This is a genomic window from Clostridium fermenticellae, from assembly GCF_003600355.1.
GTDB lineage: Bacteria > Bacillota > Clostridia > Clostridiales > Clostridiaceae > Clostridium_AV > Clostridium_AV fermenticellae.
Window position 1 is genome coordinate 311843 of record NZ_CP032416.1, and the last position, 13788, is coordinate 325630.

General features: G+C 32.3%; 10 protein-coding genes. All 10 read left to right on the forward strand.

What is annotated here, in order from left to right:
• Positions 1–17 precede the first annotated feature (17 nt).
• The gene (locus D4Z93_RS01630; RefSeq protein WP_119970020.1) at positions 18–1088 is read left to right on the forward strand and encodes a 3-methyl-2-oxobutanoate dehydrogenase subunit VorB; all 1071 of its coding nucleotides are present in this window, start codon (positions 18–20) and stop codon (positions 1086–1088) included.
• Positions 1088–1837: a thiamine pyrophosphate-dependent enzyme gene (locus D4Z93_RS01635; RefSeq protein WP_119970021.1), complete on the forward strand. Its 750-nt coding sequence runs from the start codon at positions 1088–1090 to the stop codon at positions 1835–1837. Before D4Z93_RS01630 ends, D4Z93_RS01635 begins: the two co-directional genes overlap by 1 nt.
• Before the next feature lies 1 nt (position 1838).
• On the forward strand, positions 1839–2366 hold the full coding sequence (locus D4Z93_RS01640) for a 2-oxoacid:acceptor oxidoreductase family protein (RefSeq protein WP_119970022.1): 528 nt from the start codon (positions 1839–1841) through the stop codon (positions 2364–2366).
• Between the two features lie 207 nt (positions 2367–2573).
• On the forward strand, positions 2574–3926 hold the full coding sequence (gene glmM, locus D4Z93_RS01645; protein WP_119970023.1) for a phosphoglucosamine mutase: 1353 nt from the start codon (positions 2574–2576) through the stop codon (positions 3924–3926).
• A 138-nt stretch (positions 3927–4064) separates the two neighbouring features.
• Positions 4065–4526: a hypothetical protein gene (locus D4Z93_RS01650; protein WP_119970024.1), complete on the forward strand. Its 462-nt coding sequence runs from the start codon at positions 4065–4067 to the stop codon at positions 4524–4526.
• On the forward strand, positions 4523–5179 hold the full coding sequence (locus D4Z93_RS01655; RefSeq protein WP_119970025.1) for an accessory gene regulator ArgB-like protein: 657 nt from the start codon (positions 4523–4525) through the stop codon (positions 5177–5179). Before D4Z93_RS01650 ends, D4Z93_RS01655 begins: the two co-directional genes overlap by 4 nt.
• A 1-nt stretch (position 5180) precedes the next feature.
• Positions 5181–5321, forward strand: a complete 141-nt coding sequence (locus D4Z93_RS01660) for a cyclic lactone autoinducer peptide (protein ID WP_119970026.1) — start codon at positions 5181–5183, stop codon at positions 5319–5321.
• 87 nt (positions 5322–5408) lie between these two features.
• Entirely contained in the window at positions 5409–7283 is a 1875-nt protein-coding gene (locus tag D4Z93_RS01665) for a PAS domain-containing sensor histidine kinase (RefSeq protein ID WP_119970027.1), read from the forward strand.
• A 552-nt stretch (positions 7284–7835) separates the two neighbouring features.
• Entirely contained in the window at positions 7836–8888 is a 1053-nt protein-coding gene (locus D4Z93_RS01670; RefSeq protein WP_119970028.1) for a cell wall-binding repeat-containing protein, read from the forward strand.
• A 946-nt stretch (positions 8889–9834) separates the two neighbouring features.
• Positions 9835–13638, forward strand: coding sequence for a cell wall-binding repeat-containing protein (locus D4Z93_RS01675; RefSeq protein WP_119970029.1), 3804 nt, complete (start codon positions 9835–9837; stop codon positions 13636–13638).
• The last annotated feature ends 150 nt before the right edge of the window (positions 13639–13788 follow it).

Sequence of the window (13788 nt, forward strand, 5' to 3'; positions counted from 1 at the left end):
AAGGAGGGTTCTTTTATATGGGAGATAAGGTATTAATAAAAGGTAGTGAAGCAATTGGCGAAGCTGCAATAAGAGCTAACTGCAAAGCATTTTTTGGTTACCCTATAACACCGCAGACAGAAGTTGCGGCTTATATGTCAAAGAAAATGCCTAAAATAGGAAGAATATTTATACAGGCAGAGAGCGAAATAGCTGCTATAAATATGGTATATGGAGCAGCAGGAAGTGGAGTTAGATGTATGACTTCATCAAGTTCCCCTGGAATAAGTTTGAAATCAGAAGGAATATCATATATTGCGGGAGCAGAACTTCCATGTGTAATAATAAATATAGTAAGAGGCGGTCCTGGACTTGGAAGTATACAGCCTGCTCAGTCAGATTATTTTCAAGCAACAAAAGGTGGAGGCCATGGTGATTACAGGATGCCCGTATTTGCACCATCATCAGTACAGGAAATGGTTGATGTACTTCAGGATGCTTTTGATGTAGCAGACACTTATAGAACTCCATGTATGGTAATGGGTGATGGAATGCTTGGACAGATGATGGAACCAGTAGAATTCAAAGAGAGAAAACAAAGAAAACTGCCGGAGAAAGATTGGGCAGCTAATGGACTTGGAGGCAGAAAAGAGCATAATATCATAAATTCCTTGTACCTCTCACCAGAAGTACTTGAGCAGCACAACATACATCTTCAAAAGAAATTCAAAAAAATAGAAGAAGAAGAAGTAAGATATGAAACATTCAACTGTGACAGTGAGTGTGATCTTATAATGGTTGCGTATGGAACAACCTCAAGAATATGCAGAAATGTAATAAAGCTTGCAGAGAAAAAGGGAATAAAACTAGGACTTATAAGACCTATAACTCTTTGGCCATTCCCGAATGAAGCATTTGAAAAGACAGTAGATAAAACTAAATATGGCTATCTCTCAGTAGAGATGAGCTGTGGACAAATGGTCGAAGATGTAAGGCTTAGTGTAAATGGGAAAAAACCTGTATATTTTTATGGGAGAACTGGAGGAATGGTTCCAGATCCTCAAGGTATATTTGAGAAGGTTGAAAGTATAATAGGAGGTGTGAAATAATGACTGTAGTATATGAGCCACCTAAAGCATTACTTGATGTACCAACACATTATTGTCCTGGATGTACTCATGGAATAATTCATAAGTTGGTAGCTGAAGTTATTGATGAACTTGGAATACTTGATAAAACAATAGGAGTTGCACCTGTTGGATGTTCTGTACTTGCCTATAACTATTTTGCATGTGATATGTTTGAAGCTGCCCATGGCAGAGCACCTGCATGTGCTACAGGTATAAAGAGAACAAATCCGGATAAAGTTGTATTTACTTATCAGGGAGATGGAGATCTTGCAGCCATAGGTACTGCAGAGATAGTACACGCAGCTACAAGAGGCGAAAATATATCAACTATATTTGTAAACAACTGTATATATGGTATGACAGGAGGACAGATGGCACCGACAACACTTCCAGGACAGGTTACAGAAACGACACCATATGGAAGAGATACAGAGTTAGCTGGATATCCGATAAGGGTTTCGGAAATGATATCCACATTAACTGGTGCTTGTTATGTTGAGAGAGTTTCTGTAGACACTGTACCTAACATATTAAAAGCAAAGAAAGCAATAAAAAAAGCATTTCAAAATCAATTGGACGGAAAAGGTTTTTCACTCATAGAAGTACTTTCCATATGCCCAACTAACTGGGGACTTGCACCTTCAGAGGCAATGGACTGGCTCAGGGATAATATGATTCCATACTATCCGCTTGGAATAAAAAAAGATACAACTTCGGAGGTGAAATAATATGGCATCGCAACAAATAATTTTTGCCGGTTTTGGAGGACAGGGTATATTATCAATGGGAAAATTCTTAGCATATGCAGGGATGGATGCTAACTTAAATGTTTCATGGCTTCCATCATACGGACCTGAAATGAGAGGAGGAACTGCCAACTGTTCTGTAATACTCACGGAAGATGCGATAGGTTCACCTATAGTTACAATGGCTAACAGCATAGTTGTAATGAACAGGCCGTCACTTGAAAAATTTGAAGATAAGCTTGAACCTAACGGAGTTGTGATCTTGGATTCTGATTTGGTTGATGTAATGCCTAAGAGAAAAGATGTAAAGGTAATAGCAATACCTGCCCAGTCTGTAGCTGAAAAAATAGGAAGCAAAAAGATTGCAAATATGGTTCTTTTAGGAGCACTAGTTAAGCAGACAAACATAGTTTCAATGGATTTGCTCTTAAGTGCACTAAAAGCTCACGGAAAAGAGAAGTTCTTTGAGTCAAATAAAGAAGCAGTTTTAAAAGGAACTGAATACGTATAGGGTTATACTTAAGTAAAAGTTAATTTACCCTTCGGGACGTGTCGCCAAAGTTCAGTACTATAAGTACTTTCGTATTGGTAACATGTCCCTTTACATATTGTCGCATTCTAATAATTGTAATATAATAATATAATGTGGTTTATAAATTAAACTATACTTGAATATTACAAAACGGTATACTAATAAAAAAGAGAGGTATTGTTCGTTATGCATAGAATGTTTGGAACTGATGGAGTAAGAGGAATTGCGAATAAGGAACTAACATCAGGGTTAGCCTATAATTTAGGAAGAGCGGGAGCATATGTACTCACAGAGGGGGCTCACAAGCCAAAGATATTAGTAGGAATGGATACAAGAATATCAAAAGATATGCTCGAAAGTGCTTTGGTGTCTGGTATACTTTCGGTTGGAGCACAGGCTTTATGTGTAGGAATTATTCCCACTCCAGCAATTGCTTATTTAACTAGAAAATACGGCGCTGATGCCGGCGTAGTTATATCTGCATCACATAATCCAGTTGAATATAATGGAATAAAATTTTTTAACAGTAAAGGTTATAAATTGTCAGATGAATTAGAAGACAGGATACAAAACGTTATCGAAAGTGACTTTGAAGAAGTTCCACTTCCTACAGCTTGTAAAATTGGAAGAAAAATAGAAGAATCCTGTGAAGCTATAAGAGATTATATTGATTTTGCAAAATCAACTATAGATGTTGACTTGAGCGGACTTAAGGTGGCACTTGATTGTGCAAATGGTGCTTCATATATAACTTCTGTCAGGGCATTTGAAGAGCTTGGGGCAGAAGTATCAATTATAAACGCTGAGCCGGACGGAACAAATATAAATAAAAATTGCGGTTCAACTCATCCGGAGGGACTTATGCAGTATGTTGTAGAAAACGGATGTGATTTTGGACTGGCATTTGACGGAGATGCCGACAGATGTCTTGCAGTAGATGAAAAGGGAAATCTTATAAATGGCGATTTTATAATGGGCATAATAGGAAAATATTTAAAAGATCAGGGAAAGCTTGATAGAAATGTAGTAGTTGTCACCGTAATGAGTAACCTTGGACTTGATATAGGACTTAAAAAAGAAAATATAAAAACTGTAAAGACAAAAGTCGGTGATAGATATGTGCTTGAAGAAATGATAAAAGAAGGATACAAATTAGGGGGAGAGCAGTCAGGTCATATAATAATGCTCGATCATAATACAACAGGTGATGGATTGATTACAGCACTTCAAATATCTGCAATAGTAAAAAAGAGCGGAAAGAAGTTATCTTCTCTTGCATCCATGATGAAGGAATTTCCGCAGGTGCTTGTAAATGCAAAAGTTCCAAATGATAAAAAGGATATCTATCTTAATGACAGCGAAATAGCAAGTGAAATTAAAAAATTAGAAAAAACTTTAGATGGAAGTGGAAGAGTGCTTATAAGACCATCAGGCACAGAACCTCTTGTAAGAGTAATGCTTGAAGGTGAAGTGCAGAGTGAATTGAACAGCATGGCACAAAATCTTGCTGGTTTAATTGAAAAAAAGGCTAATTTATAGAAAATGTGAGAAAAATAAACTATCAGTTATATTAATTGATAGTTTATTTATTTTTATGTAAAAAAAGATATTTACTTATTATTGAGCAAATGCTATAATTTTACTCATAAGAACATATTTTTGAAGGGGTAGCATATTATGCTAAAATTAACGGGAATAGATATATTATTGCGAACAATTCCAGAAGCTTTTTTATTTGTCCTTTCTGCTTATTTATTTAGTTTCAAAAAGATAAATAAAAAGGACTTTAGTATATCAGTTTTATTATTAAGTATATGTACATATTTGGTAAGGGAACTCCCAATACATTATGGGGTTCACATAATAATAAATATAGCTGTATTTGGTTTAATAATGGTATTTATAGATAAGATTGACCTTGCTAAAGCAATGACGTATTCTTTTGGCGTAATGATGATTCTTTCAATATGTGAGTGGCTAAACTTGTTTGTACTTGATATCTTAGCAAAAAATAGTGTGCAGTATATATTAAAAGATCCAATAATTAAAAATTTATGTTTTTTACCATCCTTAGTTTTGTTCTTGATAATTGTACTTTTAATTAGATTTTTAATAAAAGAAAGAGTTGACTGTGTATGAATATAAATTTCATACAAAAAATTTCAAGTTTGATTGGTCTTAAGATTTCTTATAGTTTAAGTTTAGATGATGATGTGAAAGATATAATAATATATGGTGCATATAATTTATTTCAAATGGTATGGAGTTTGCTATGTGTACTGATATTAGGCATTGTATTTAATGTTGCTGCTCAAGCCATTTTAGTATGTGTTTCGATAGCTATTCTAAGGAAATATTCTGGAGGTGTACATGCACCATCATCTAATAGTTGTGCTGTGATCGGTGCGGTGATTTCGGTTGGAATTGCATTTATTAGTCAATTAAAATTATACTTATCAATTCAAAATATATTTTTAATTGAGGTATTTGTGTTTTTAATATCTTATTATTTTGTTTATAGACTTGTTCCGGTAGACAGCGAAGCTAAAAGGATAAATAATATTAATACAAGAAAGAAATTTAAAAAATACTCAATATTAGTGTTAAATCTATTTGCAATCGTAATTATGATATTGGATGTATGTTATATAAAATATAATAAAGAATACTTTTTTATATTAATTAGGTGTATATCTTTGGGAATGTTATGGCAAGTATTTACATTAACTTCTGTAGCACATAAGTTGATGTCCTGTATAACTAATATTTTAAATTTACAAAGGAGTGATTAAATTGAAAAAAAATTTGAGAAAGAAGAGTGCAATTATATGTGCAAAAGTTTTAAAACATTTTGCGGTATCAACATCTGCGTCTGCTTGTAATTTGAGTTTATATCAACCTAAAGAACCAGAATGTTTGAGAAAAGACAAATAGACTTATGACATAAATATAAGGATCGTTTACCGGTCCTTATATTTATGTAGCTGATTTACATAATTAAATTTTTATGAAAAAAGGTAGATGGATGTGAGTTTTATGGATTTTACCCGGGGGAGCAGACAGAAAAATGTATGGGATATGATATTTATAGTTAAAATCTTATCACTGCTTTTTTGTGGGATTATAGTTTGCAGTCAGTTCTTTATGAAAAATAAATATATAAACTCGACGGATCTAAAAAATTATAATATGGGAACCTTTGGATTTATGGTATGTGTGACATTGGCAATATTTTGCTTATGGATATTAATTTTAAAAAACATGGATAAATGGAAAGGAAAAAAAGTGTTCGTTACTATAGAAGATATATGTTTTATGATTATATTCTCAGCTATAGTATTAAAAACACAACCTTACTCTGATCAGTACAATTTTATATTTTTATTTATCATAATAATATCGACTATACAATCCGGTAAGAAGTATGGAATGACATTAGCATTTATGTCATCTGTCATAATATTTCTTGTAGACATACTTTCTAAGAAGAGTCCGCTTGATGCAAATACTTATTTTGAAAGTGATATGATTTTGTCATCTATATTTATGGTAATATCATGGATAATCGGCCATTATGTGGAGATTGAAAATAGAAATATAAGAGAAAAAAATATTCAGCTCTCCAGATTAAACAGTAAATTGAATAAACAAAAGGAACACCGCAGAAATATAGAGAAAATACTTTTAAAGAATGAGAAATGTTATAACTTATTGATAGATAACTCAAATGAGGTAATATTTATTCATGATTTTAACAGAATAATATTTGGAAATGAAAGTGCTGCAAAAATTGTTGGACTTTCTACGCCGGATGATCTGGGTGGAAGATCTATATTCGAATTTATACCTAAGGATGAAAGAGAAGCTATAAGAAAAAAGTTCTCGAGGTTATACAGAGAGCACGAGATAACACTTGTGTTTAACCAAAAAATAGTTAATAAGGATTCTACTGTAAGTTTAGTTGAAAATTCATCTACTTATATAATGTATGATGGAAGACCGGCAATACTTACTATAATTCATGATATAACACCCGAAGAAGAAGTCAAAAAGCTTAAACACGATGTTGAAGAAAATGTTAAACTTTTAAATGAAAGCAGGGAATTCAATAAACTTATTACTCAATTCTTTACTAATATATCGCATGAACTTAAGACACCTTTAAATGTGATATTTTCAGCAATACAGATGCTTTCTATATATAATTCGGAAAGTAGAAATGATAAGATGGAAAAATATATAACGGTTGTGAAACACAATTGTTATAGACTGATGAAACTAATAAATAATTTACTTGATGTTACTAAACTTGATTCCGGATTTTTAAAATTAGGACTTAAAAATTATGATATAGTGAGTGTTATTGAGGAAATATCATTATCTGTTGGTCCTTATTTAAAAGCAAAGAATATGTCGATAACCTTTGACACCAATGTTGAGGAAAAGATAATGGCTTTTGATTTAGAAAAACTCCAAAGAATAATTTTAAATATAATATCAAATGCAGTTAAGTTTACAAACAAAGGCGGAAGCATATTTATAAATTTAACTGACAAGAAAGATGTAATGTGCATAAGCATAAGGGATACGGGGATAGGAATACCAAAAGATAAATTAGATGTCATATTTGAAAGATTTGGACAAGTTGATAAGACCTTAAATAGAAATTGTGAGGGAAGCGGAATGGGACTTTATCTTGTAAAGTCTTTTGTAAATATGCATGGCGGTAAAATACATGTTAAAAGTAAAGTTGGAATAGGAACAGAGTTCATTATAGAACTTCCGGTAGTTATATCAGATGAAAGTGACGTGTCCGGCAGAACACTGTGCGAAGACAACATTGAAAAGGTAAGTATAGAGTTTTCTGATATATACTATGATACAGCTGTAAATTAAATATATATAGGGTTTGTAATTTCAAGCTTAAGTTATACTCCAGCTGACATTTCCAAAATTCATCACGTAAAAAATTTCTAGTAAGTCTAAGTTCGTATTTATAAAAATCTAAGCAGATTTTATAAACTCGCAGGCTCAAACATATAAAATCTACTAAGATTTTCAAAAATACTTCACTAAGACTTATCACAAAACTTTTTAATGTGCCTACATTTTGGAAGTGTCAGCTTATGCATAACTTAAGCTTGGAATTACAAACCCTATATGCATTACTGGTATGGGGCTTATAAATAAAAGCTTAAGTTGTACGTAAACTTAGACTTGTAAACCCTAATATTTTTAGATAAAGGTTTATTTATTCTTTTGTATAAACTAACTTTAAAGTTAATTCATAAACCCTGGCTTGAAGAAAAAAATAAATTGCCCGCTAGAACTTGACACAAACGAGAGAAACGCAGAGGTGGAAAAAATCTTAAAATTAATATATAATATGATAATATAGTGTATAATGTTGAGATATGTTAAACTAATATAATTATAGGAGGTTTTCATATGATAAGGAAAAGGAAATGTTTGAGTTCTGCACTTGCAGCACTTGTTCTTTCTGCTGCATTTTCGCTTGGTACAACTGTACAAGCGGCAGATGTAACCAGGACTGATGGTGGTGCAGGTGGAAGAATAGGAACAGCGGATAGTGTTGCTCTAAGTGCATTTGGAACAGCTAAGAATGTAATACTTGTAAATGGATATGGATACGCTGATGCTGTAAGTGCAACACCTCTTGCAAAACAGTTAAATGCACCTATACTTTTGACGGCAGGAGGTACACTTGAATCAGAGGTAGCCTCAACAATAAAAAGTCTTGGTGCAACAAATGTATACATAGTTGGAGGAACGGGAGTTGTATCTGATGCAATTGAAAATACATTAAAATCATCATATACCGTACAGCGTATAGCAGGGGTTACAGATACCACAAGAATGGGAACAAACTCAGAGGTTGCTAAAAAAGTATTAAGTCTAAGCGGACAAAAAACAGCAGTACTTGTAAATGGACAAGATGGATATGCAGATGCACTGTCAGTTGCATCACTTGCTGCGCAAAAGGGATACCCGGTTTTATTTTCAACATCACAGAATATAGCATCTGTAGTTAAAGATGTCGTAAATTCAAATTCACTTAGCATATTAGCTGTAGGTGGAAACGCAGTTTTACCTCAATCTGTTGTAGATAGTGTTTCAGGTAAAAAAATAACTCAAAATACTGCAGATAGATTTGCAACTAATCTTGCGGTCTTAGATTATTTTAAAAATAATGGTGGAATAGATTTCAGTAATGTTTACATAGCAGCAGGCGGAGCAGAAGAGGATCAATTTGCAGATGCATTAGTTGCTTCAGCCGCTGCAGCAAAGACAGGATCACCACTAGTACTTACAGGACTTGGAGCAAATACAGATCAGATAGCAGCAGCACAGGATTATATAGCATCTAATGCCAGCGAGGATTCAAAGCTTATCGTTGTTGGAGGAACAGCTTCTGTATCTGATGCTATACTAGAACAACTTAAAAATTCTGACACACTTGAAGTTATAGGAATAGAATAATATGAAATCAACGTATTTGTATGCGTTGATTTTTTATATTATGGGGTTTATAAGTTAAAAAGTTAGTTCATCCCCCGGGAGATACTGCCAAAATCTGGTACTATAAATGCTTTTAGTAATTCTAAAGCCCGGTATTTTGAAAATCTAATAAAGATTGATAAACTCGCTATGCTCAAACAGTATCAATCTTTATATATTTTTTAAAATACCAGGCTAAGAATTATAATAAAAGTATTTAATGTACCTATATTTTGGCAGTACCTCCCTCAGGTATAAATTAACCTTTAAAATTACGACTCCCTATAACTATATAGGAGTTAAGCTTAGATCCGTAAACCTTATAATTATAAATTATATTTTGTCATTTTTTTATATTTAAAGAGGATATTTAAAATAAATGTAGAATAATATAAAAGAATATTTTTATGTAAATTTTATTAAAATTAACTTTATGGTTTTATATACATTAAAATCCTTAAATTACTAGTGACAAAGGTATGGAAAATCTAAAAAAACTGTTGTATAATTTATTTATAACTTAATATTGTTAAATAATATAGTTTTTTCTCGCATAAATATATTTATGAATATTAAACATACTATAGAAGTAAATCCATATATATGATATAATAAAGTTTGAATTTGAAATGGAAGTAAATAAATGGGATGTTTATTTACATAATTTAAAATTCGGAGAAAAAAATATAAAAATTTATATAATATACTGGAAAAGTGTTGTACAAGTATGGTATAATAAATTTTGTTTCTATATCATGGAATTACCATGATGATTTTGAATTGACAAGCTTAACATTTTAAGTCAAATTGCTATTTAAAATACATTAAGTAAAAAATGTATTTTTAAATATTTAAAAATGTATATATTAAAAAATATATATAACTAAGAATTCAATTAAATTCACTTAATCGAGGAGGGTATTACAATATGAGTAAAAAAGGTACAAAGGCACTTGCTAGTGCTACACTTTTGTCCTTAGTTTTAACTACAGCTTTATCAGCTGGTCCAGTTAAAGCTGCAGCAACAGGACAAACTACAAGAATCGCTGGTGCTGATAGATATGCAACAGCAGCAGCAGTTGCTACAAAAGACGGAAAGACTAATGACAATGTAGTTTTAGTATCAGGTGAAGGATATGCAGATGCTGTAAGCGGATCTGTATTAGCAAAGACAATAGATGCACCAATACTATTAACTCAATCAAACACTCTTAGTGCAGATACTACAAAAGCTTTAAATACATTAAAACCAAAGAACATATATGTTATAGGTGGAACAGCTTCAGTATCCAAGTCAATAAGAGATCAACTAAAAGATGGCGGATATAACCTAGTAGAATTAGGTGGAGCAAACAGATATGAAACTAACGTAGCAGTTGCTAATGAATTAGTTAAAAATCATGGAATAAGTGCTGACAAAGTAATGGTTGTTGGCGGAGAAGGTTTCTCTGATGCTCTTTCAGTAGCACCAGTTGCAGCTGCAAAAGGACAAATCCTTTTACTTGGAAGCAATAATCAGAATGACATGAAATCAGTTATTGATTTCGTAAATACAAATAAATCAAATGCTACAGTAGTTGGAACAAGCAATATAATGAATGATTCAATACTAAAAGCTTTAGGTGTAAATCCATCCACAAGAATAAACGGTGGAGCAGACAGATTTGCAACTAACTTAAATGTATTAAAAGCATTCAGCAGCGATTTAAAAGCTGACAGCATTTATGTTGCAAATGCAACAGCAGATGATGGATATGCAGATGCATTAGTTGCTTCAGCATTAGCTGGAAAAACAGCATCACCATTAATATTGGTTGATACTGATGATTCATCAGCTACATCAAATGCTTTAAGTTACTACAACAGTGAAAAAACAGATTCTACAAGCACTTACGTTGTAGGTGGAGAAGGAGTTATTTCAAAAGATTTATATGTAAAATTTGGTGGAACTGATAACTCTACACCTGGTACAGGTGAATCTAGTGTTAAATCAATAGATTCAGTTGATTTGAATCAGATTAAAATTGTGTTTGGTACTGACGTTGATAGTGATTCAGCTGAAGCTATTGGAAATTATAAAGTAGATGGTACAACTTTAACTAATAAGGATGCAGTAGCACAGTTACAAGATGATAATAGAACTGTTTTGATTACATTAAAACAACCCAAAGAACAAAATAAATCATATACAGTTTCAGTTAAGAGTGGAATTTTAACTGCAGATAAGACTGGTAATATTGATTCTAAAGAACAGTCTATTACATTTGGTGATACAGCTGCTCCAACAGTGACTTCTGTTACTCCACGTGGAGGCAATAAATTAACTGTTAAGTTCTCAGAACCAATAAAAGTGCCTGTAAAGAGTCTTACTAAATTTGGTGATAATAATGATGATGTTATTGCTAAGGATGGTAAATATAATCCAGCAACTGATTTTACATCGAAGTTTAAGATTAATGGACAGAACATTGCAAGTTTTGGACTTAGTTCAACAAATACGGTTACTAAGTATGCTGTCCCAACAACTACAGGGACATCAGTTTGGGCAGATGAAGTAGATTTTTATTTTTCATCACAGCTTCCTTCAGGAAGTAATACATTGGAAATTAATGATGGAACTTCAGATGCTAATTCCAGCAATAATAGTGGTGTGTTAGTGGATTCTGCTGGCTATATATTCAAAGATTCGACTCAAAGTTTTACTATAGATTCAGTTACTAGTAAACCTACAGTTAAATCGGTTGATGCCGAGGCAGATGGAACAATCTGGGTAAGATTTGATAGACCTATGGATGATGTTACAGCAAGAAATAATACTAACTATGAAGTAAATAGTGAATCAATAAGTTCAGGTAATAATAAATATGGAAAAGGAACTATTAGTTTAAAGGAAGGAGATACTGCAGTTAAAATAACTGGATTAACCTCATTACCTTTTGGATCCAATTCAATATATATTAAGAACAATGTGAAAGATGCTTATGGGAATACAGTGGATGATGATACAAGAAAATCATTTGATGTTGAAAAAGATGAAACTAAGCCAACAGTCAATAGCGTAACTATGGTTGATAGTGAGACTATTAGAATTGTATTTAGTAAGGATATAAATAAAGATTATGCTGAGAACCATAGTAACTACACTTTGAAGGATTCAGATGGTGTAGATATAACTGATCGTATAAGACTTATAAAACCAGCTAAAATGAGTGATGTAGATAGTGATACTCAGACTGATATAAATAATAGTAGTGATAATGACAATGATAGTGTATGGGATATAAAGATGAAAAAGCATGATCCAAACAATCAAAATGATGATTGGAGATTAACAGGGTCTAAGTATACTTTAACTATCAAAAATTTAGTTGATACTACATTCAAACAAAATGTTATGGATGATAAAACAGTAACATTAAATGGTTCTGATGATGTATCACCTAGATTGACAGGAGCTTATAGAAAAACTAAAGATGCTGACAGCAATGATAATAGTTATAAGCATAAGGTTGTTTTAACTTTTTCAGAAGCAATGGATAGCAGTACTTTAAACGATATAAGTAACTATCAATATAAAAATGGAGCTAATGATAGTAAAACTCTTCCTTCGGGAACAACTGCTACTCCAGGAAATGATAATAAGAGTGTAACATTAGAATTCCCAACGAGTTATTATATATATGATGGCAAGGACACTACTACTACAGTAGACAGTAGTTCTACCCTTATTAAAGATTTAGACAATGATGATTTAGTAAAAGGTATTCTTGCTTCTGGATTAAAAGATGTTGCTGGAAATTCTATAGATTCATTTAATAATAGTTTTGGTGTTACTTATGACAATACTAGTAGTTCTTTTGCATATAAGAATAGTACTTATACTATGGAGAATTCAGGAGATGACTTGTTAGTAAAAGTTCAGTTTGCAAGTGCTTTGGATTCAAATAGTCTTATACCGGAAAACTTCAAAGTAGCAGGACAGAAACCTGATGCTGTATATATGGATGGATCCAATGTTGTATTAAGATTCAATAAAGGCACAGCTTCAGATAAGAAAGCTAAAGCATTATATAATTTACCAGATGAACAAGCGAATAAAGAAGATCCTCTTGACAGATGTGATGTTGTTAGACATGCAGGTGCCAATGCTGTGCTTTCTGTAAATGGAAATGTTAAAGACATAACTGGTGCTAGTATTTCAAATGCAACTACTGGTGGAGCTATAAGTGTTGATCCTAGTGATTCTAAGTGGTATACTGTTTCTAATAATATTGGACATGACAGTACAGCTAATAAGGATGTTCAAGTATATTCATATAATGCAGCTCCAAAAACTACTTCTGATTATTGGTATGCAACAGCTGATCAGAATATTGCTTCAGGAACAAGCCAAGCTGCTATTGTATTAACTTTCGATACTCAACTTGATCAAGTTTATTCTAGTGTTTCACCTGATAACTTTAGGTTTAGTGCTTCAAATGGTGAATTAATACCTTCATCTATGAAGATTAAAGGAAATTCATTAGTATTCTTATTTAATAATGATGATGTTAAGAAGGCTAATTCTATTAATGTATCTGTTAAGAATGATGATTCATTAAAATTAAAATCATTAAGAGATGCTAACGGTGGAAATGCTACTTATGTTCCAACTGATAGTGATACAGGTACAAGAAATGTTAAAGTTATTTCATCTTCTTCAACATTTATAAATGACTTATTAAATAACTAAGTTCGGAAACATTTCAAGACAGAACCACATCAAATTTCATAAAATAATCAGGTCATATTCTGATTGAAAACTAAATAGTCATATCTAAGGAAATAGAGTATCCACCGGGGATACTCTATTTCTTTTAGATTTTCTATATTCTCTGTAACA